Genomic DNA, 22096 nt, shown 5'->3' with positions numbered 1-22096 from the left:
ACTGGCAGAAGTTCTTCAATAAAAAGAAAGGGAGAAAGCCGCCCATGAATCAAGAATTGAATTCCGGTACGCCAATCATTACAGAATTGCAAGTTATTCCAGTTGCAGGGTTCGATAGTATGCTCTTCAATCTCAGTGGAGCCCATGCTCCTTTCTTTACACGTAACATTGTCATTCTCAAAGATAATGCAGGTCATACAGGCGTGGGTGAAGTACCTGGTGGCGAGAAAATCCGCCAAACGCTGGAAGACGCAAGCCATTTGGTTATTGGTCAATCAATCGGTCAATACAATAACATTCTTAATAAGGTGCGCAAGCAATTCGCTGATCGGGATACAGGGGGGCGCGGTTTGCAGACTTTCGATCTTCGCATCACGATACACGCCGTTACGGCTTTGGAAGCTGCACTGCTTGATCTATTAGGTAAATTCCTCGGTGTTCCTGTTGCTGCACTGTTAGGAGAAGGCCAACAGCGCGATAAAGTAGAGATGTTGGGCTACTTGTTCTATATTGGCGATCGTAATAGAACAAATCTTCCGTACCTGGGCGTTCCGGATGCCGACGATGATTGGTTGCGACTTCGTCACGAGGAAGCGCTTTCTACAAAGTCGATTGTTAAGCTCGCCGAAGCGGCTCACAAACGATATGGCTTTAATGATTTTAAGTTAAAAGGAGGCGTCCTGCACGGTGAGGAGGAGATTGAAGCCGTCACTGCGCTGGCGGAACGTTTCCCTCAAGCAAGAATTACACTTGACCCTAATGGGGCGTGGTCTTTAGCTGAGGCGATTCGCTTATGTCGTGATCAGCATCATGTACTGGCCTATGCAGAAGACCCATGCGGAGCTGAGAACGGATATTCAGGCCGAGAAGTAATGGCCGAATTCCGTCGTGAGACTGGTCTTCCTACGGCAACAAACATGATCGCAACCGATTGGCGCCAGATGGGACATACGATTCAACTGCAATCTGTCGATATCCCGCTTGCCGATCCACACTTCTGGACGATGCAAGGCTCCGTCAGAGTCGCGCAGATGTGTCATGAATGGGGGCTGACGTGGGGATCTCACTCGAACAACCATTTTGATATCTCGCTTGCTATGTTTACCCATGTAGCAGCGGCAGCGCCAGGTCATATAACTGCTATTGATACGCACTGGATATGGCAGGATGGTCAACAGTTGACCAAAGAGCCGTTTCGGATTGTCGGAGGCATGGTGGATGTTCCGAGCAAGCCGGGTCTGGGAATAGAAATTGACATGGATGCAATTGAAAAGGCGCATCAGCTTTATAATGTGGAAGGTTTGGGATCACGCGATGATGCGATCGCCATGCAATTTTATATTCCAAATTGGAAATTTGATCACAAACGTCCTTGCCTTCTGAGGTAGACGAAAAGGCCAACATTGATGGAATTGTAATCGATGTACGCATGTCGGTGTAAAGAGTATCATTATGGTCTCAGTAAAAGCCGCGAAAATCGCGGCTTTTTTGGTTTTTTGAATGTATTTACTTGCGACAAGGAAAGAGTATATACTTCTAATTAGATGTTTATTAAATTAGATGGATGTCAAATAATTGTAATCGAATCTGAATGATTACAAAGAAGGAGTTGGTGCTATGAGCACAAATTTTTACCTTGTCAGACATGCTAAAAAGGTTAAGGGAATTGAAGATGTCTCTATTTCGTCCGTAGGCATGATGCAAGCTCAGGCCACAGCAAGACATTGTAGTAAAATGCCAATACAAAAAATCATCAGTAGTCCGCTAAAAAGGGCTAAACAAACAGCTCAAGTCATTGCTAACGAAACCAAGATAACTATTACAGAGGATATTCGGTTGCGAGAGCGTGCCAACTGGGGGGATATACCTGGACAGACATTTGAGGAGTTTGTTGATTTGTGGAATCGATGTAAAGGCAAATTCAAATTAGTTGACTTTGCAAATCAAGCGCATTTACTTTAGGATCAGCCCGCTAGACGATCGGTCACTTTTTTACATTAATGTGCAGGATAGATCAAACATTTCAACGAATAGATCATCTATGGAAAAATGAAGTTCGCAAAATCTATTAAGCTTCATAAGTTGGCTGAGCGAGAATTTTACTTATTGGAATAAGGAGAATGAAAAATGATCCGAAAACAAAGGCTCATTGGAATGGTAGGTATGGTTGTTTGTTGCGGGCTGCTGTTTGGAAATTCGGTATTGGCAGATACCGGTAAGTATCAGGACGTACCAGATGGATATGTGTATAAAAAATACATCGAGGAGTTGTCTGCTCAGAAGTTGGTCGAAGGAACAGCAGACGGACAATTTTCCCCCGATTCGCCACTGACCAGGGAGCAATTCGCCAAGCTGGTCGTGATGGTATTTGGTTTGCCTACCGTAGACGGTGGTATCCCTTTTCAGGACTGTACGGAGGCTTGGTCGATGCCTTATATTTTGTCAGCATACAAAGCTGGAATTATCCAAGGGACGAGTGAGGAAAGTTTCTCGCCAAAGCAGTATGTGAGAAAGCAGGAAGCAGCAGTTATGCTAAGCAGGTTGTTTCCGACAGACGCTGTACAGAAGAATGAACAGGATTGGGCCGGAGGGGCGCTGACCCTCATTCGCAATGAAGTACTCCCCGTCCCGTTGCAGTCGATGTTGGTTGACGTGCAGGCTCCTCTAAGTCGAGGGGAGGCAGCCGCATTGCTTAGTCTTACCTTGCAGGCTAGGGAACAAGGGAGCTCATCGGCCAAGCCGAAGCCAATGCCGTTCCCGGGGCAAGCAGTTTCGTACCATAAGGACAATTGGTTTTCCCTTGAGCTAAAACAGGAGCAATATGTTCAGTTACAGATGAATCATGGTATTATTGTCGACATTCAAAGTCCTAATGGTTCTCCCGTTCCCGTACAGAAAGGAAACTCGGCTGTATTTAAGGCAAAAGATGCAGGCCGTTATGTCGTTCATGTAACCGATCTTCAACCCGGAGCCATCTTGACGGGTTCCAATGGTAGCTTGCAAGAGCACGCCCTAAGTCTTGACCCGGCTCATACGAAAGAAGTCACAGTCAATGTTAATGCAGGTGAGACCCTGTTTGTCCAGGCAGAGTTGAAGAAGCACAAGACATATGAACTGAAGGCGCATGGAGAAAATCAGGCCGTGTTTGACATGGAGATGTTGAATTCGGAAGGAATTGTCTTGAATCAAGGACATGTCAGTACAATGCAAGTAACGACAGAATCAGATGGGATCTTTTATGGAAAGGTACGACCGGATCGGCAGGGGGGAGCGATTACGCTCAGCTTACTTGAGGTTGGGTTGGATATGGAGCATCCGATCAACCTAAGGGTAGGTCACTCCGATCAAATATCCCCTAATGAAGGAAGCCTCTACTATAAAGCCGCGGCGAGCCCGGACAATCCTTTAATGGTTCAAGCCAAAGGGGCGGTTAGCTATCAACTTGTGAAGGTGAGCAACGAGTGGGTTCCTCCGAAGGAATCAATTGGCTACTATCTTGATAGTTATGGAGGTCTTACAAAGGATGTACCGGTGCCGGGACACTATGTGACGAATATCGATTCCTCCACATCCACGCTAAATGGGGAGCCTTATACACTCAACTGTACATGTGTGGTAAAATTATCGGCCCCAGCGAGCTCGAACCTATCGTTAAACGTAATGGATGGAAGTTCCAAAGAAAATGCTTATGCAATCGAATGGGTGAGAAGAGAATGGAAGACTGGATATAAGAGTAACTCGGTTGTGGGAGTTTTCTATCAATTGACGTTGGAGAAAGGGAAAGACTATACGTTTGTATTAAACGAACAATTGACAGAACTATCGAAAAAACAATTGAAGTTGAAAGAAAAAATAAGCTGGACCCAAGAAGAATTGAAAGAAACAATGTTCGTTCATCCACCCCAAACGATTGCTGATGCTGTTATCCCCGCTGATGCCAAAAGAAAAATGACGGTGTTCGGGCCTGATGGCAAAGAGGTGCTAGTGGACGAGAAGCTGACGGGAACTATTTCCTTCAAGGCCGCCAGTACCGGAATTTACGTTGTGGAGTTGCAATCGGATGTCCAGGGTTATGCGACGGAAATTAGGATAAACAACGCGGATTGATTACGAAGGAAAAAGCATGGAGCAGGTAAAGTGACTAAGTCAGTAGACGGGGGTAAATTCGTCTTTACCCTCGTCCAGCATTAGACAAGGCTAGTGAATAAAGTTAAAATGACATAGATTGCTGACCGAAAAAATGCAAAGGAGTGTACCTTGGTGCTAAATAGTGTAATGAATCCTAAGGTTGATGAATATTTAAGTAAAGCCAAAAAGTGGAAGGAAGAATCTGAGAAGCTGAGAAGTATCGTTCTTGACTGTGAATTGACCGAAGAATTTAAGTGGATGCATCCTTGTTACACGTTCCAGAATAAAAACATTGTATTAATACATGGATTTAAAGAATACTGTGCGCTTCTGTTTCACAAAGGTGCTTTGTTACAAGATGCCCATGGTATCCTAATCCAACAAACGGAGAATGTACAGGCGGCGCGGCAGATTCGGTTCACCAATGTTCAAGAGATAACTGCCATGGAGACCATCTTGAAAGCCTATATTTATGAAGCCATCGAAGTTGAAAAAGCAGGCTTGGAAGTGAATTTTAAAAAGAATACAGAATACACCATCCCTGAAGAATTTCAAAATAAGCTCGATGAAATCCCTGCTTTGAAAACTGCTTTTGAAGCGTTGACGCCGGGACGGCAAAGAGCATACCTTCTTTATTTTTCCGAACCTAAGCAATCCAAAACGCGAGAGTCAAGGGTTGAAAAATATATGCCGCAAATTCTCAATGGAAAGGGATTAAATGATTAGTAGGTTTATTCGAAGAGCGAATTAATGGATCGGGTTTCGTCGGGTGACAACAAAATAGTCCGAAAAATATCCGCCTAGTTGGCGGCTTTTTTGTTTTATTGGATCAAATTAACAAAGGGGAATTTAGATGAAAAGGATGCTTGTAATTAGCGATATTCACGGCGAACTTGAGAAGTTTGAAGGCTTACTAGCAGCTGCTCAATACAATCCCGAGCGGGATCAATTGATCTTACTTGGCGATTACGTGGATCGCGGCCCGAATGCCAAGGGTGTCATTGAAAGGGTCATAGCTTTAAAAGAAGCCGGAGCGCTCGTATTAAAGGGTAACCACGAGGACTTAATGATTAAAGCATTGACGACGCAGGAAGAACGCGCTTGGAAACGCTGGGCGCAAATTAACGGCGGCGATATGACTTTAAAAAGCTATGGGTTTACCGAAGCTGATTTTGCAGTTGATGAGAGCGCGGAAACGTTCATTAAACCAGAACTGCAGTCGGATATCTTAATGCAGCACTTGGCATTTATATCGAATCTGGAGCACTACATCGAAACGGATGACTATATATTTGTTCATGCCGGTGTACAGCCAGGAATTCCTGTTTCCGAAACAGATCCTTATACGCTGATGTGGATTCGGGGCGATTTTCATTCAGGATATACCGGTAAAAAGATCGTGGTCTTCGGCCACTCTTCCACGGATACGTTGCATGGCGACTCCGACAACTACAATGTCTACTTTGGTGTGAATCGCATTATCGGCATCGATGGTGGCGCCGTTTACGGAGGACAATTGAATTGTTTAGAGCTGCCAAGCCAAGTGGTTTACGTCCTAAAGTGATCGGCCTATCAAGAAAATCGGATGTACTTCATACTGAATGATGGAATTAAAGGGCTTTCGACCTGTTACTTACTTCCATTTATCAATGAGCAGGTGCTGCGGCAGCCTGCTTATTTTGTATGGGAATCTTGATCAAAGGCTTTCTCCAGGTTTTTACATAATTCAGAAGAATAAAAAGGAGCATTAGTTCCCGGCTCTCTGCTTGGCAGGATCGCAATCAGGGCAGGGCACGCCTGAGGCCGCTTGAGAGAGTTTATACAAATAATAGCACTCTTCCCGGTACATATGATCGGGCATTAGCTCTGTTAACGTGCTCAGCAATTCTTTGCCGGCCGTAAGCTCCTGCACTTCGGACAGAAATTTCATGAAGAGGAGCATGACGGTATTAGCTTCTTGATTAAACCGGCGCAAAGCAGGGAAGTCCGGTAATCCAGTACGCATATAACCCGCAAGCTCGATCGCTTTGAGATAATAGGTCTGAAAATAATGCTCAAATTCCCCACTTTTGTTTCTTAAGTTCCTCTCTACCAGATCAAATTGGTCTGACAAGATGTTACAGTGGCCGACTGCATCTAGAAGCCATACTAAGTGCTGGTGAATAGCCGGTCCTGCTGGAGGCAATTGCCCGCTTGTCAGTGCCGAAAAAACGCGCATCCCTTCTTCGAGCTCATCAACCATATGATTTAAAAACGTCGGATACAAGTGAATGACGATATTCCCAATTAAGGACCGTTGCAGCAAATGAAGTTTAAAGCCACGCAATTGTGAGGTCCAAGGATTGACAGTTTGAAGCAAGGCAGCGATGCTCCCAGCGTCCAAGTTCACCTTCACTGAGTCCGAGAATTTATCAAAGGCTTGAATGAATTGCTCCGCTCTGGAAATTTCCGCAACCTCTCCAGGCGCCATCCCATCCTTGATAAACCTTGCATGATCACCCAAGACTGGCAGCCAAAAACGGAGCTCAAAGAGCGCGCCGTCCTCAAAGCCCATTTTCGTCATGTTCTACTGCTCCCTTTTGAGTGGCATCACATTCTTGTTTTACACTATTTGATTGCTGGCTTGTCATATGCCTATCTAGTGCCTGTAGTCCTTTGTCAGATCGATAAAAATTGTTTGGGCAGCTTTATTAAGCTAGTGAGAGGAATGTTCAATAGTGGTAATATGAACTATAATAAGGTCATATTTTTATGTTTCGGAGGGGTAGTAACTTTGACAACACTTGTTGGTCATATCAGTGAAATAAACCGATATCCTGTAAAATCGTTTGCAGGAGAGAGTTTGGAGACTTGCACAATTCATACATATGGGTTATATGGCGATCGTTTTTGCGCCTTTGTCGATGAAACAAAGAAAGGTTGGAATAGCTTTATCACTGCTAGAGTTATCCCTGACATGCTCGCTTATAAGGCTAAACTCGTCGATAAGGGAGTAAGTGTTACATCACCTCATGGAGTAACCTTTAGCTGGAATGAAGAACTATTAGAAGAAATTCAAAGATACTCCAAAAGGAAAATCTCAATGACGGACTATAAAGCGCCGAACCCTGAGAACCCTGACCTTATGTCTGTTGACCAAGCTAGTGTCCTTATAATTACAAATTCTTCGTTACGCAAGCTTGAGGCCCTATGGGGAAAGAGCTTAGATAAACAACGGTTTAGAGCAAACATAATTGTTTCAATAGTCGAAAACACATTCAACGAAAACGATTGGATAGGAAAACATTTATCAGTTGGAGATGTAGAATTAATAATTGAATCTAACTGTGAGCGTTGTTCTATGATTACGATTGACCCTGATACACTTGAACGGGACACTTCTCTGTTGAAGAAAGTCAATGAGCACATGAATTTATGCTTTGGCGTATATGCCTCTGTTACAAAGCCAGGGCAAATTCATGTTGGCCAGAACGTTTATATATCTGATTGAACAAGACCAAAACGGTTAGTGTCAAGGCAGCCGACGCAGATTGAACGGCTGCCTTTTCCTGCGATCAGGCAGGGAGTTATGAATCATTTTTCAGTAAAGGGTAGGAATGGGAGGGCACGCAACGGCATCAATTATTCTTGGATCAATGCCATAAAACATCCAAAATGCTCCATTCCACCTGTACCCTGAAACTTCACCGTACTCTACACGAGTCGGATAAAACCAGAAATTGTCACCATTCAGCAGCCAGATATATGTGTACTCATATAAACAGTCAACTACATAGGATACCTCAGGTTTCTGGGGGATGAATGCAGGTGGAGGTAATTGCGGCTGCGGTTGTCTCATGTACACCTGCACTTGTGGGATATAAAACATTGAATTCCACTTCCTTTTAAAGAGATTAAATCGTATTGCATGCTATGTGGGTTAATAACTATTTGACTGTACATATGCCTAAGCGGATAAATAAGTCAGTTGATCACATGCTGCTCGTCCATAACGGTTACTGATGTACTTATATTAGGGAGAAAACGTTTTTAATATTTGGCTTGACAATATCAATATATGTTATTATGGTAACAAGCTATGAATAAGTTAAAAGCTAAGCTATTAGTTGGAAGGAGAATCCATTATTAACGTCGTCCTGAATGATGCTATGACCATGTTGAAGAAAACAAGCCGTACTTTTTATATACCAATAAGTAGCTTGGATTTAGGATTGAGGGAGGCTGTAACATCAGCCTATTTGTGTATGCGAGCTATAGATGAAATTGAGGATCATGATGAACTAACAAATCAATTGAAAGTGGAATTATTGCTCGGAGTACACGAGGCATTTCAATCCCCGCATATTATTGAAGCAACACAAAAATTATTATCACCGTATGGGGGAGTTTTACCGGAAGTTAGCATGCAACTTGATGAGTGGGCACTTCTTTGTCCATCCTCCGCCACTTCAATCGTATATCATTACATAGCAAAGATGTCGTTGCAAATGGCTGACTGGGTCCAGAACGGGTGGAGCATCCATACGGAAGAGGATTTGGATCGCTATACCTATAGTGTGGCTGGTATGGTTGGTGAAATGCTATCAGAACTATGGATGTGGCATGACGGGACGCAATCTGATCTAACAAAGGCGGTGGCCTTCGGGAGAGGACTGCAGGCGGTAAATATCCTACGAAATAGAGAGGAAGATCTTAAACGTGGCGTTGACTTCTTTCCTGACGGTTGGGGATTCAAGGAAATGCAACAGTACACGCGTCGCAATTTACAACTCGCCGATTCTTATATCGCAGACCTGAAGGAAGGTCCTGCATTGAAATTTTGTAAGATACCGTTAGCGTTAGCTCATGCTACGGTAAATCTCATCGCTGTTGGTGGAAACAAATTAACGAGAGACGCGGTTTTAAAAATTGTAAGTCGTGTGTCTGGATAACAGGCTAATCCAATTGTATACGTAAATAAGAAGCCGGTAACTAAGAATACCGGCTTCTTATTTACGAACGAAACGAGGCAGCCGGCATAAACGGCAGCCTCCATTACATTAATGGATAGGTTCGTTAAGATTTCTTTATGGCATAAAACCCAAATTGTTCGATTTCATCAAGTGCTTTACGTCCAAACGACTCAATTAGCTCATCGGCTCGGATTTTGCTTCCCCCTAGTGTTAGGCCGTCCCAACGTACAATCCTACCGTCCTTAACCAAAAAATAATCATCCATTGAATAACCTCCCAAATTAAAATTTTGGAAACTCTATGCGCTAGCATTCGCAGAGTATTAATCTGCCTATCCTTATTTTAACATACTCTCCAGGGGAAACATAAAGAGCTTTTGCGGCTCCAGGAAAAATTGAAATTTTACACTCACAGTATATCCAGTGGATTGAAGGAATAAAAAGTGGCTGTTTTCTTAAGCTAAGAAATCCTATAGTATATGGAATAGGAAGAATAAGCTGGTAGCTTTTATCGGCCATTATTGCTCTACTAGCAGCTAGGGGAAAAAGTTGAAGAAATGAGAATGGATGTGATTGAATGGAGACGTTCTTGCAATATGGGAAAGATGTATTGAACATCACAGTGCCGGATCATTCGACGGTCATTGAGCCTGCTCATCATGAAGGCTTAGCGGATGAAAAAAATGCTGTTTTGGCAGCTTTGCAGCATCCAATCGGCCTGCCTCCGCTTCGTAGTATGGTGAAATCAACGGATAAAATCGCTATCGTGATTAGCGACATTACGCGACCGACGCCAAACCATAAGCTGATACCGTGGCTGCTTGAAGAGCTGAAACACGTGCCGCCGGAGCGTTTTGTCATCATTAACGGGACAGGGACCCACCGTGATCAGACGAGAGAAGAGTTCGAGCAAATGTTGGGTAAAGATGTCGTCGATCGTGTTCGGATCATAAATCATCACTGCCATCGCATGGATGAACTAGTGAAGGTGGGCCGAAGCTCGTTTGGTTGCGATGCATATTTGAATAAAGAGTATGTCGAAGCTGATTTCAAGATCGTTACGGGCTTTATCGAGCCTCATTTTTTTGCCGGATTTTCGGGCGGTCCGAAAGGAATTATGCCTGGAATCGCCGGCATAGAGACGATATTGACGTTTCATAATGCCAAAATGATTGGCGACCCACTTGCCACTTGGGGCCAGATGGAACACAATCCACTGCAGGAAATGGCCGGGGAAATTAATCGGATGTGCAAGCCAGATTTCATGCTGAACGTCACATTGAATAAAGACAAGGAAATTACACAGGTTTTCGCAGGCGAATTGTTTGAAGCTCATAAACAAGGCTGCGAATTCGTCAAGGTGCACGCGATGATCCCGGTTGAGAAGCGGTTCGATGTTGTAATTACGTCCAATTCCGGTTATCCGCTTGACCAGAATTTGTACCAGGCCGTCAAAGGCATGAGTGCCGCACATAAGATTGTACGGGAGGGGGGCACGATTATATGTGCCTCTGAGTGCTCGGATGGCATACCGAATCATGGCAATTATGCGAGCATTTTGCAGATGCGCAAGACGCCACAAGAGATTTTGGAGCTTATCAACGATCCCGCTTTCTCACATTTCGACCAGTGGCAGGTGCAGAAGCAAGCTGTAATTCAGGTGTGGGCGGACGTCTGCGTTTATTCATCGCTACCCGATTCGCTAATCGAACAAGCTATGCTCAAACCGGTACGGGACATTCAGGCGACATTGGAGCAGTTGAAATCGAAATACGGTGAAAAGATGACGGTTGCCGTATTACCATTGGGTCCGCTTACAATCCCTTATGTCCGCGGCGAGTAGGCTCCGTCGATATTAAATAGAAAATCTTCTCCGTTAACTGGAGGATAGTGCAAAAGTTATCATGTTGAATCAATAAAAGCGAAAAGACAACCATCAGTTCAATAGTTGTCTTTTTTCTTTTTGATTTTACTTCAGAGAGGGTATTTGTCCTTAAGATGGAACCTACTATTTATAAAGATAGACAAATAGACTAATACCTTCTTTTTTGATATTGTAGTTTTTAAAAGGAGTTTCTTCTAAAAGTGACTCAAAATCTTTTTTGGTATAAGCACCTTGTTTTAGGAAGGTTTTAAATGCAAATTTCACAAAATGCTTGTCAAACCCCTGCATTCCTGTCTGTCTAATCTCATTGTTAATTTCTTCAGATGTTGCCTCATAATTCATGTCGATGATTAGGGATGTTCCGCCTTCTTTCAATACTCGATACATTTCACACAAAGCCTTTACAGGATCCTTAAAGTTCTTGAATGCAGCACTGCATATTATAAAATCAAAAACGTTATCTTCACATGGCAGGTTGGAAGCGTTACCTTCTTTAAAGTCGACCGTAACATTTGATTCTTTTGCATTATATGTTTCAATTTCCACAAAGTCCGGGCTTATCTCGACTCCAGTAACGTTAAACCCTTTCTTTGCAAGTTCTATCGACAAATAACCCGGCCCAGGTGCAACTTCCAAAATATTTGCACTTGTGCTGACCAAGGATGCAACTTCATTCGCATATTCTTGCATTTGAGTCATTCGACTTTTGCGAGAATTCTTATCATACCACCTTGCAGTTAAGCCATAAATACCGACATCCTTTTTTTTTCGTATGTTTTTCATCAAATATATCTCCTTTAAAATGAAATCTATTCTTTCGGCATCATATCGATTTCATTATATGTGATCGATCAGTGTGTCTGAACCATCTGACGGATGAAATGAAGCTCCGTCTTGAGGCGGAGGATAACTTACTTTTTGATATTGTGAGAATCAGCCAGCAAAACTAGGACATTTCCTCACTGCTCACCAATACTTTTTTCTCCCATGCTCTGCTTCTCCAACGGAATAGTAGTAGAAGCCCCCTCAACCCCTCATCCATGATGAACACGCCCCACATACCTACTAACCCGTACCCCATATGGACTCCTAGCCAGTAAGTCAGGGGGACGCAAAGACCCAATATGAAACACACGCCAACAAGTAGAATAAAACGCGCGTCACCCGCTGCTCGAAGCGCTTCTCCTATAACAATGTTCAAACAGCGAACTGGCTCTAGAAGGAATCCAAATGTCAGTAATAAAGCCCCCAATGTAATGATCTCGGCGTTGTCCGTAAACATACCGATCAATTGTTTTCTAAACAAAACGGTCAAAGTGACCGCGGCAAGTGAGAGCAATAAGCTAAGTAGCAAACTGCGAAACAACTGCCTGTAAGCCTCCTCCTTTTCGCCAGCGCCCACCAGTCGACCAATGATGATTTGAGTCCCCCGTCCCAAGGAAACGGCCAGCACGATAATGAACGTCATGATATTTTGTGTATAAATCCGGGTGGAAAGCATTTCAGCGCCCAGCTGAGTGATAAAATAAGTCGTCATCAGTTGGCTTACCGAATATACCAGCGAGCTCCCGGCTGTCGGAATACCGATTGTTAATATTTTTTTCAGATCTGCGAATCTCGCTTTGTAAAAGTCGCTGAAGGATAAGTTCAATCGAACGATTTTTCTTAAAATCAAGCTATAGACAACCAGTCCAAGTAATTGACTGAATACTGCCGATATGGCGACTCCCGGAACGCCGAGCTTTGGAAAGCCGAGAGGACCGAAAATACATAAAATACTGCCGGTCAAATTTACGAGATTGATTCCCATGCTGACCGTCATTGTATATCTAGTATAACCATGCACCTGCGTTATGGCCCCAATGGTCAAATTGACTGCTTGAATAAATAAAGAGCCGCCAACGATAGTTAGGAATAGGCGCGCCTGCTCCAGTGTCCCAGGTTCTAAGCCGAAGGGCTGTAGTAGCTGTTTGCTGAAGCACACGATACACATGCTTATCAATACGCCGAATAAGCAATTAAGCGAGATTGCTCCAGCAGCAAACTTCTTGACATCTCTGATTTTATTCGCACCTAAGTATTGGGAAATGACGATGGCCGAACCGGTTGAAATCACCTGCAACAGCAAGAATAGAAAAATAATGAGCTGATTGCTGACGCCCACCGCTGCAACGGCTTCATCCGACACATGACTCACGATGAACGTATCCGAGGTTCGCATAAACACCTGCAGTGAGGATTCAATAAATAAAGGCCATGTAATGGCAAACAGACCTAGTTTCTTAGGATTCGTCATGGGTAAGAACTCCTTCAATACTACTCGATATGGACCTCCTCTTTATCTTGGGGTAAGGTGAAACCGTTTTCTTTGCAAAATTTGGGCAAATGATTGCTTATATTGACTCCAATTGTAAGTATCAAAAATGACTCGTATAAAAGAAAATATTACGATGCTCGCAAGGTTTTAATAAATGGGGCTGATCTCGTACTCCATTTTCTTAGAAGGAAATATACGCAGCTCAGCAACACTTTTCAATCCAATCGTCGCGAATTACATACGACTTTGAAGCATATCTTGAAGAAACGCAGCGTGAATCAGGTGCTAGTCTTTGTTACAATAAAAGAAAAATATGAAGGGAGGGATTAAATTGCTGATCTCGCAGTTCGATCCTGAGAACCTTCTTCAAAATCATATCGACTCGATATTATTTAATAACCTGGTCGACGATGGTTCTAAAGGCGATGTTATTTTTGTGTTTGGAAGCCAAAAATCTTACATGTATCGAGCTCCTGAAGCAATTAAGTTGTACAAACAGAAACGTGCTCCAAGAATCTTGTTGTCCGGTGGGGTGCAGTGGGAGGGCCAAAATGATGTTGAGGCAAATTTGATGAGAGAAGAAGCATTAAAACAAGGCGTTCGTAAAGAGGACATTTTGATCGAACCATTATCTAAATATACAAAACAAAATGTTTTATTTTCCTCAAAAGTACTGGAGAGCAGTATCGGATTAGCTAATGTTCAAAGAATATTGATTGTTACAACTGCTTATCATATGCGGCGTTGCCATCTAACTTTGATGACATTACTGCCCGATTCAATTTCTTATACATTTTGTCCAGTCAATGATGGCGTTACAAGAAGAGACACTTGGTTTATGAATGAAAGAGGAACGGCAAGAGCCAGGGGAGAGTGCAAAAAAATAATTACATACATAAGGAACAACCAATTGATGGATTTTGATATTGAGTTGAGTTAACGGTGAACTTAAATACATTGAACACTGAACTGCCGCCATTGACATTGGCGGTTTTTTCGTTTTAGCACGAGAAAAACGAACATTATTTTATAAATAAAGATCTTGTGCTGCGGGTGTCACCCATATATGTGGTCTATGTCAACTCTGAAATATATTAATTACATGTATAGATGATATTCATATTATAGTGAAACTAAGAAAAGAAAATCTAGGAGGAATCGAACATGATGCACTATTACTTCTCGGATAAAGCTCATATTTTTTGGGATGATGTGATTGAAGCCGTTGTGATTCGTTGGAATTCTTTGGCTCAGGAGGAAGATTTCCGAGTGCCACTAAATAAATTAATTGAACTGGCCGTTATAAAAAAAGCAAAAAAAGCCTTGTTGGATAAAAGTCCTAGTTTGGTTTTAGCAGAAGACGCTAAATGGTTATCCGAAGAGTGGCTTCCTAAACTCCTAAATGCGGGCATTCAATATACGGCTACCGTTACTCCAGAGAATACAATGGCTAATATCGACATGAGAGCGGCTGTCGGAAAAGATACAACTAAATTACGCTATCATGATTTCGAAGATATACACAATGCAGTGGGTTGGTTATCTGGAATATCCGCCTAATGTGTTAATCCATCTATTGAACCAGCTCAATGAACTTGTTTACTGCGTTGGAAATCGGCATGTTGCGCATAATCATAATCCCTACGTGTGAGGGTGGGATGAGCACATCTAATTGAATCTCGAAGAGAGTTCCCTCTTCCAGTTCTTTCGATACGAATTCTCTGGTCACGTAAGAGATTCCGAGTCCTTTCCGCGCTAGCTCAATGAGAAGATCTACACTTCCAACCTCGATTTCAGGTTTGAGGTGATGACCATAGCTTTGGAATAATTCCGTAATGGCCATTCGAGCCCGGCTATTTCGCGAGAATAGGATGATTGGGTATTGGAGCAACATATCCAGAGATAGAACCACATCTTGAAGCTCGGAATAAAGTGGTCCTGCTACAAAGCAATCCTGAAGCTGGAAACTTTCCCTTACTTCAAGCTGAGGATCGGAAATCGGCATACGAACGACGCCCAGATCAATTTCCCCTTCTTTTAAAAGAGCAATGATCTCCGGGGTTGTTCCGTGGTTAAGATGAAGTCTGATGCCGGGATACTGCTTATGAAAGTTTTCCAAGTGTTGCAGTATGTAATGCTTGAACAGCGAATCGCTTCCTCCGATCCGCAGCTCGCCACTGTCTAGATTTTTAAGTGCGGCCATTTGTTTTTCAGCCAGTGATATTAAGATCTGAGACTTCTCTATATAGGAATACAGGACTTCACCCTCTTGAGTGAGTATAACGCCTTTGGAATTACGGTAGAACAATGTAATACCAAAGCTGTCTTCCAGTTGTTTGATGGCGTGGCTAACGCTCGGTTGGGTGAGATACAAGACTTTAGCAGCTTGTGTTAAGCTGCCGGTCTTCGCAGCCCAATAAAAGACTTTGTACAATTCGTAATTATTGTTCATAAAATTTGGGCTAGCTCCTAGATTGATTTAATGGATATATGAACCATTATAGTAGAGCTACGAAAAAGAAACCAGTGAAGGAGTGAGTAAATTGGAGCCAGCAACTTTTGTATTGTTTGGAGCTACAGGTGATTTAGCCAAAAGAAAGATTTACCCAGCCTTATTTCAATTGTTCGTCGATCAGAAACTACCTCCATCTTTCTCCTTGATTGGGCTTGGAAGAAGAGGACTATCTCATGAATCATTTCAGGCAAATGTAGAGCAATCTCTTATTACTTTTTCCCGAAGTGAAGTGAAAGATGCTGATGTAATGAAAAAATTCTTGCGCGCATTCCGTTATCATGTTCTGGATATTGACCGCAAAGAAGATTACACGAAGCTACTGCGGTTGGTTGAAGAGCGTGAGAATGAGCTTAACATAACACCGAATCGCATGTTTTATTTGTCTGTTGGGCCTGAATTTTTTGAAACGATCGCAGCAAACATTCATGAAAGCGGACTTGATTCAGCGAACGGCTGGAAGCGTCTAGTGATCGAGAAGCCATTCGGCCACGATTTGTCGTCTGCGAGACAATTGAATACTAAGTTAAACCAGGCATTCAATGAGACTGAAATTTATCGAATTGATCACTACTTAGGCAAACCAATGGTACAGCAAATAGGTCATCTTCTTCACTCAGCTCTTTCGGAGCAAGAGTATAGGACACGAAAAATTGCTAGCGTTCAAATAACGGCAAATGAAGTATTGGGTGTCGAGGAAAGAGCTGGATACTACGATCATGCAGGTGCCATCCGCGATATGTTTCAGAATCATATGCTGCAATTACTTATGATGTTAACGATCGAGTTGCCGAATCGAAGTTCGGTAGAAGAGGTTGGGAAGCTTAAAAGGAACGTAATGAAGGCGTTAAAGCCACTTAACAAAACGGATGTTACTCACCATATTATTCGTGGTCAATATGGTGCAGGGGAGATACAAGGGGAGCAGGTTGTCGGCTATACAGATGAACCGGGAATAGAGTTGGGCTCTCACAATGATACTTTTATTGCAGCAAGACTGCAAATCAATGATCCATTCTGGAAGGACACACCCATTTACATTCGAACAGGAAAGAGATTGAAAGAGAAAGCGACGAGAATCGTTATCGAATTTAATTCTGAGGGTCCTCTAAAGGATCTCTTGATCATAGAGATTGGTCCCAACGAAAGAATTTTCTTTCAAAGAAGCCAGTCGGGTATGGAGAATTCAGATGTCGAGATTCCCATTAGGAGCCAACATAGCTTCATGAAAGAAGTTGTAAAAGATGCTTATGAGATACTCATCCACGATGCTTTAATAGGTGATAAAACTTATTTTGCACATTGGGATGAAGTGGAACTGTCGTGGGAATGGGTACAACCTATATTAGACGCTTATCGAGAAAATCTTCTCCCGCTTCATATCTACCCAGCAGGCACCTATGGACCCAGTGAATCCGATAAATTGCTTGAAATAGACGGATTCCATTGGTGGTTCGATGCCAAAAACGTATCGATTAACGATGCAACAAAAGGAGAGTCATTTGAAGCGCAAAAAGCCGAACTCATCGAACTATAATGAAGCCACTCCTGTGGATGCTCGTGGAGATTCAAATTTCATGAGTACAGGAGTGGTTTTTAATTTGTCAAATGTCAAATAACTTTGTGTTAAAATATGGATATTAAAATCAAAATCACTAAGAAGAGGATGTGTCGCTTATGAAACTAAACCATCTCAATCTCACGGTCGACGATGTTAAAGCGTCTAGCGAGTTCTTGGAGAAATATTTCGATTTACAAGTTCGGAATACGCGTGGAAATTCATTCGCTGTACTCATTGATGACAGCGGGTTAGTGCTAACCTTGATGAAAGGTAGTCAAGTCACTTATCCCAACACGTTTCATATCGGCTTCATTCAGGAAAGCGAGGAGCGGGTTAACGAGATCAATCAACGTTTGAAGGATGATGGGTTTGAGGTGGAGCTACCACAAAGGTCACATGCTTGGACGTTCTATGTCAAAGCCCCCGGTGGATTTACCGTCGAGGTTCTTAGTTAATAGTTGAAATCCAGAAAGTTTGTCACGGTTCAGAAAATTCATAGTTAGAGCGTCCTCTTGACAAATCATACTGTAACTAATATTATTACAGTATATAAAAAAGAATAGAGGACACATCATATGAAATGTAAAATCAATCGAAATGCAGCAAACGTTTTGAAAAATATGTTGAATAGTAAAGAAGCAGAGGGGAAGATGATTCGGGTTTTTATTACGCAGAATCATGGAGACCATGCTCATTATGATATCAAGCTGGATATACCTACTGAACATGATGAAATTGTCAAAACAGACAAAGATATAGAAATTGTATTAGATAAACGCGAAACCCTTTTAGATGGGGTTTGGATTCAATATTTTTATGTGTCTGATGAAGGTTTCTTCATAACAAACCCTTCCACAGGTTTTCATGACAAATGAAGTCAAGACGCCCTTCCGCGATTGGAGAGGGCGTCTTTCATCATTCGAGTATCCTTTAATAACTTAATGTAACGTTGCACCATGCCCGCTGCATGGAAGGTGTAATGAGCTCGATGCTGAAACTTTGCAGATTTTTCTTCGAATAATCGAAGGAGCCATCGGCCTTTCGGGCAGCAGGCTCATAATGAAGCCTAAACTGGTCATCAATCCAGATTTTATCCTTTAATGACTCGTCTTCCACGCTCCACTTAGGCGGATATTTGTTATCCTTATCAATGGTAACTTGAACTTTCAGCATATCGAGATTATCCATGAAATCCGTGATTTGGCCATCGCTGGTGTTCTGATATTTGTAGCCGAATTGGTCGGTTGACTGGACAAAGTATTTAAAGAAGCCACTTTCGTTTTTCACATTCTGACCATTATTGTCGCTGAATTTTAGAAACTCCCAAACATACGGGGTGCTTTCGAGATAGTCGGAGCCTTTTATTTGCATCGATTTTCCGCCCGACTTAAGAATTGTATAAACGGTATTTAAGTTGAAATTAAGTGTCGTGCTTTTCAATGCTACCGCTTTCGCTACCGGCTCGCCAAAGTCAACTGTCACTTGATGTTTGGTTAATGTTTTTAGTCCGCTTGGCGTGTAATACGTTACGTTAACATTGAATAACTCCGTCGGTTGGATGCCATACGCCCTATACACGGGAATTCCGGATGTATTAACGCTTGGGGCTGCCAGGATCGAATTGTTTGTATCTGCTGTAACTTGCTGAACGACTGAAATCGGCTTGCCTGTATCATCTTTGAACACCTTTGTTATATCGATTCTTCTATTCTTGTCATCAGAAGCGATAATGTTGATTTCTTTCCCATAGTAAGAATATTTCGTATTCAACGTGGCGATATCATCCGGAGCGCCGAGTAAATTGCGTTCGAACAAATATTTACCTGAGGCAAAATGATCATCAAGCATATCCAACTCGTACTTCATGAAGGAATCGTAATCCTTCCAGTTGTAAATATCTAAGGTAGACGTGACTGAGGTGATCGATTCAGCGGTGTCTGTATTGACCACGGAAGCTGTAATTTTATAATGCGAGCCTTCCGGTAATACCGCTTTCTGGCTTGGCTTGAACATAAATTTATTCAGATCTCCGCTTTTGTCTACAGGTAGCTGCCAAGTTAGGATGTGTTTATCCGAGTCGTCGGAACTAGTCTCATCCCATGGAGTTTCAAAAATCCCTCCGGCGCTCTGCAGACTGGGATCACCTGCAATTCTTTCAAGCTTATACTCGATCATGTAATGATTGGAATCTAGAGAAGACGCAGCATTAAATGCTTTACCATATTGGTCTTTAACTGTAAAAACGAAACCTTGAGGCTGTTCGTTCTCCGCGAGTACAACCATTTCTTTGGTATTGACATCAATGCTCGTGGGAATGCGCATTGGTGCGACTTTAAATGTCGAACTCGCAACTGCATCGCCCACATGAGTAAGGCTGGCAGTGATTGAAGCGTCTCCTTCAGACGTGACCTCCTTGATCACAATTTTGCCTAGTCCGGCATAGCTTTGACCGACGGCCGGGTTATCGAGTACAATGCCACCTGAAGCGGATATATCCAAATAACCGCTGCTGTAAAGGGTTTCAATTTGACTCAGGGTAAACTCGTATTTGTCCGGCCCCATCACTTTCAGGCCAATCACTGGCGGCTGCCCCGTTGTCGAAATTCTTCCATCGGTATCATAATATTTATCCCCGACGCTTAGCTTAACGGATTCATCGAGTTCAATACTTGTGGGCAGTACGGTTATCCCGGCAGGTAAGCTCTCTACAGTGGATTGACCGGAGGCAGGGGTCGCATGGGTCTGGAAAGAGTGTCTCGCTTCAAAGCTGGCAAGGGCCAGCACCTTACGGTTGGAGGGGGCTTTGCCACCAAAGCTTCCGACGGCTACGTCCGTCATGAGCTTATTCTGAAGAGCCAACGTGACATAGCCTTTCGCCCAGTCGTCAACCGTGCTGTCTAAAGTGGGGGTAACTCCGGTTTCTTTCCACTTCAGCCCGCGGATCAAGAACGCAGCAAGTTCTTGCCGGGTGACCTGACCTGACGGGTTGTACAGTGTGCCATCCGCGTCGATGCCGTTCGTAAGACCGGCCGCTTTTAACGCCTCGATATAAGGGAGGGCATAGCCGTTAGCCGGGTCATCGGCGTGCACATCGGCAAACGACGACTTGATAGCCGATGTTTGAATTGGCAGTGCAAAGATAATCGCGGCTACCTTGGCAAATTGAGCGCGATTCATTTTGTCGTTCAGTCCGAACAGTTGGTCCGAGACTCCATCGAACACACCATCCTGAATCAGTGAGTCAAATTTGTCCTTTACATCCTGCGGCAAATCGATCAAATCATTAAATTTCTCTGACTGTTGTACCATTGAACTTCGGTTTACATGAACGGCAGCATTCTCCGCATGAACAACCGGGATTAAAGTTAAGCCAATGAGGACTAAAGACAATAATGATGACAGCCACTTCATTCACGCACACCTTCTTATCCCTTATTTTCAATTCGATTGCATAACGATCAACTTAACCATGTCGTTCTTAGTGCAGTATCCTATCCGCCCCTTTCTCATGATACATACAAGCTTACGATAACGATTATAGTTATATCTGCAAAAGAAATATAAGCGCTTTCAATCAAGTTATTAGGCTGAATCAATCTTTTGTTCACATAAACCTGGTAGGAAATATATAACAGTTGTCGAAATCTATAGAATATCCAATCGACAAGGAGGAGTAACGATGATTCATCAGTTCATCCCTCAGTTTTATTTTAATACGATAGGCAAGCATCCACCTATTATGAAGGTTCAAGATGGGGATACGGTCATTACGACAACAGTCGATGCGAGAGGCTGGGACAAAAACGGCGAAAGTGCAGCTGCTCGCGGGAATCCGATGACAGGACCTTTCTATGTAGAAGGGTCGATGCCCGGTGATACGCTAGCAGTTAGATTCGAATCAATAACTCCGAACCGCGATTGGGCTTGGACAACCAACATGCTTGCCCCAACCGTCATCGATCCATCTGTTGCCGCTTCATTGCCGGCATCGGACATTGTACACTGGACGGTGGATATACAACAGGGGGTCGCTTTTCTTAAGGAGCCAACGCCGGGACTGGCTGAATTAATGCTGCCTTTGCGACCTTTTCTAGGTTGTTTTGGTGTTGCGCCTTCCAACGGGCAGTTCATCTCAACTGCAACGAGCGGCGAGTACGGCGGCAACATGGACTATAAAGGGCTGGTCGAAGGCACTACAGTCTATTTTCCGGTGTCGGCTGAAGGTGCACTGTTCTATTTGGGTGATGGTCACGCCTTGCAAGGTGATGGAGAAATTATCGGTACAGGTCTCGAGATATCGATGGATGTTAGGTTTACAGTTAGCGTTCAAAAAGGCAAAAAGATAAGTTGGCCGCGGGGGGAAACCGACACGCATTGGTTTTGTATTGGCAATGCACGGCCGCTTGACCAGGCGCTTCAACATGCAACGACCGAAATGTTTCGACTGCTACAGGAAGATCTCGGCTTAACGGCATCGGAAGCCAGCTTGTTGCTGGGACAAGCAGTGGAATATGAAATTGCCAACATGTTTAACCCCGCTTACAGCGTAGTCTGCAAGCTGCCGAAATCGGTTTATAAACAAGTTGACAAGGCTGTCTAAAACGGTGTAATTCATTGTTTTAACGCGAACCGATAACTAAATAAACAGCGGCAGCCTAGGACTATTTTTTCCAGTCCAAGGCTGCCGCTGTTCATATACCAGGAGTCTTCATGCCGGGTTACAAGAACTTGATGTTACTCGC

The 22096-nt window shown here is 43.2% G+C and carries 20 protein-coding genes; 14 read left to right on the top strand and 6 right to left on the bottom strand.

The window, feature by feature from the left end; all coding sequences use genetic code 11:
* The first annotated feature begins 44 nt into the window (after window positions 1-44).
* From gudD to J2Z65_RS00385, 5 genes are all read left to right on the top strand, one after another.
* On the top strand, window positions 45-1388 hold the full coding sequence (gudD, locus tag J2Z65_RS00405; protein WP_167056676.1) for a glucarate dehydratase: 1344 nt from the start codon (window positions 45-47) through the stop codon (window positions 1386-1388).
* Window positions 1389-1617: 229 nt separating this feature from the next.
* On the top strand, window positions 1618-1962 hold the full coding sequence (locus J2Z65_RS00400; protein WP_167056679.1) for a histidine phosphatase family protein: 345 nt from the start codon (window positions 1618-1620) through the stop codon (window positions 1960-1962).
* Window positions 1963-2127: 165 nt separating this feature from the next.
* Window positions 2128-4107 carry an S-layer homology domain-containing protein gene (locus tag J2Z65_RS00395; protein WP_209855619.1) on the top strand — a complete coding sequence of 660 codons (1980 nt, stop codon included), beginning with the start codon at window positions 2128-2130 and terminating at the stop codon, window positions 4105-4107.
* Between the two features lie 153 nt (window positions 4108-4260).
* Window positions 4261-4854: a DUF1801 domain-containing protein gene (locus J2Z65_RS00390; protein WP_167056687.1), complete on the top strand. Its 594-nt coding sequence runs from the start codon at window positions 4261-4263 to the stop codon at window positions 4852-4854.
* Window positions 4855-4981: 127 nt separating this feature from the next.
* Window positions 4982-5692 carry a metallophosphoesterase family protein gene (locus J2Z65_RS00385; protein WP_167056689.1) on the top strand — a complete coding sequence of 237 codons (711 nt, stop codon included), beginning with the start codon at window positions 4982-4984 and terminating at the stop codon, window positions 5690-5692.
* A gap of 183 nt (window positions 5693-5875) precedes the next feature.
* On the opposite strand, the gene J2Z65_RS00380 is transcribed toward J2Z65_RS00385, so the two are convergent.
* The gene (locus J2Z65_RS00380) at window positions 5876-6691 is read right to left on the bottom strand and encodes a DUF2935 domain-containing protein (RefSeq protein ID WP_240159635.1); all 816 of its coding nucleotides are present in this window, start codon (window positions 6689-6691) and stop codon (window positions 5876-5878) included.
* 210 nt (window positions 6692-6901) lie between these two features.
* On the opposite strand from J2Z65_RS00380, the gene J2Z65_RS00375 reads away from it, so the two are divergent.
* Window positions 6902-7618 carry an MOSC domain-containing protein gene (locus J2Z65_RS00375; protein ID WP_167056692.1) on the top strand — a complete coding sequence of 239 codons (717 nt, stop codon included), beginning with the start codon at window positions 6902-6904 and terminating at the stop codon, window positions 7616-7618.
* Between the two features lie 658 nt (window positions 7619-8276).
* Window positions 8277-9059, top strand: a complete 783-nt coding sequence (locus tag J2Z65_RS00370) for a squalene/phytoene synthase family protein (RefSeq protein ID WP_167056695.1) — start codon at window positions 8277-8279, stop codon at window positions 9057-9059.
* Window positions 9060-9183: 124 nt separating this feature from the next.
* Here the strand turns inward: J2Z65_RS00370 and J2Z65_RS00365 are convergent, their stop codons facing one another.
* Window positions 9184-9345 (bottom strand): hypothetical protein, encoded by a 162-nt coding sequence (locus tag J2Z65_RS00365; protein WP_167056697.1) that lies wholly within the window; start codon window positions 9343-9345, stop codon window positions 9184-9186.
* A 311-nt stretch (window positions 9346-9656) separates the two neighbouring features.
* On the opposite strand from J2Z65_RS00365, the gene larA reads away from it, so the two are divergent.
* On the top strand, window positions 9657-10922 hold the full coding sequence (larA, locus tag J2Z65_RS00360) for a nickel-dependent lactate racemase (RefSeq protein WP_167056700.1): 1266 nt from the start codon (window positions 9657-9659) through the stop codon (window positions 10920-10922).
* A gap of 165 nt (window positions 10923-11087) precedes the next feature.
* Here larA and J2Z65_RS00355 read toward each other — a convergent pair whose 3' ends face one another.
* Both J2Z65_RS00355 and J2Z65_RS00350 read right to left on the bottom strand, forming a co-directional pair.
* Window positions 11088-11747, bottom strand: a complete 660-nt coding sequence (locus J2Z65_RS00355; protein WP_244999129.1) for a class I SAM-dependent methyltransferase — start codon at window positions 11745-11747, stop codon at window positions 11088-11090.
* A gap of 163 nt (window positions 11748-11910) precedes the next feature.
* Window positions 11911-13260, bottom strand: a complete 1350-nt coding sequence (locus J2Z65_RS00350) for an MATE family efflux transporter (protein WP_167056705.1) — start codon at window positions 13258-13260, stop codon at window positions 11911-11913.
* 352 nt (window positions 13261-13612) lie between these two features.
* Between J2Z65_RS00350 and J2Z65_RS00345 the strand changes: the two genes are divergently transcribed.
* Both J2Z65_RS00345 and J2Z65_RS00340 read left to right on the top strand, forming a co-directional pair.
* Window positions 13613-14221 (top strand): YdcF family protein, encoded by a 609-nt coding sequence (locus J2Z65_RS00345; protein WP_167056708.1) that lies wholly within the window; start codon window positions 13613-13615, stop codon window positions 14219-14221.
* A gap of 224 nt (window positions 14222-14445) precedes the next feature.
* Window positions 14446-14841, top strand: a complete 396-nt coding sequence (locus tag J2Z65_RS00340; RefSeq protein ID WP_167056711.1) for a hypothetical protein — start codon at window positions 14446-14448, stop codon at window positions 14839-14841.
* Window positions 14842-14854: 13 nt separating this feature from the next.
* On the opposite strand, the gene J2Z65_RS00335 is transcribed toward J2Z65_RS00340, so the two are convergent.
* Window positions 14855-15733, bottom strand: coding sequence for a LysR family transcriptional regulator (locus tag J2Z65_RS00335; RefSeq protein ID WP_167056714.1), 879 nt, complete (start codon window positions 15731-15733; stop codon window positions 14855-14857).
* 91 nt (window positions 15734-15824) lie between these two features.
* Here J2Z65_RS00335 and zwf point away from each other — a divergent pair, with 91 nt between their 5' ends.
* From zwf to J2Z65_RS00320, 3 genes are all read left to right on the top strand, one after another.
* Window positions 15825-17330, top strand: coding sequence for a glucose-6-phosphate dehydrogenase (zwf, locus tag J2Z65_RS00330; protein ID WP_167056717.1), 1506 nt, complete (start codon window positions 15825-15827; stop codon window positions 17328-17330).
* Between the two features lie 140 nt (window positions 17331-17470).
* The gene (locus J2Z65_RS00325; protein ID WP_167056720.1) at window positions 17471-17809 is read left to right on the top strand and encodes a VOC family protein; all 339 of its coding nucleotides are present in this window, start codon (window positions 17471-17473) and stop codon (window positions 17807-17809) included.
* Between the two features lie 120 nt (window positions 17810-17929).
* Window positions 17930-18229 (top strand): iron-sulfur cluster assembly accessory protein, encoded by a 300-nt coding sequence (locus J2Z65_RS00320; RefSeq protein ID WP_167056723.1) that lies wholly within the window; start codon window positions 17930-17932, stop codon window positions 18227-18229.
* Between the two features lie 55 nt (window positions 18230-18284).
* Here the strand turns inward: J2Z65_RS00320 and J2Z65_RS00315 are convergent, their stop codons facing one another.
* Window positions 18285-20765 carry an S-layer homology domain-containing protein gene (locus J2Z65_RS00315; protein WP_167056726.1) on the bottom strand — a complete coding sequence of 827 codons (2481 nt, stop codon included), beginning with the start codon at window positions 20763-20765 and terminating at the stop codon, window positions 18285-18287.
* Between the two features lie 268 nt (window positions 20766-21033).
* On the opposite strand from J2Z65_RS00315, the gene J2Z65_RS00310 reads away from it, so the two are divergent.
* Window positions 21034-21954 (top strand): acetamidase/formamidase family protein, encoded by a 921-nt coding sequence (locus J2Z65_RS00310; RefSeq protein ID WP_209855613.1) that lies wholly within the window; start codon window positions 21034-21036, stop codon window positions 21952-21954.
* Window positions 21955-22096: the final 142 nt, after the last annotated feature.

This window comes from Paenibacillus aceris (assembly GCF_017874035.1).
In the GTDB taxonomy this organism is placed as follows: domain Bacteria; phylum Bacillota; class Bacilli; order Paenibacillales; family NBRC-103111; genus Paenibacillus_E; species Paenibacillus_E aceris.
The sequence above is the reverse complement of the archived record's forward strand: the minus strand, read 5'-3'. Positions and strand labels throughout refer to the sequence as shown.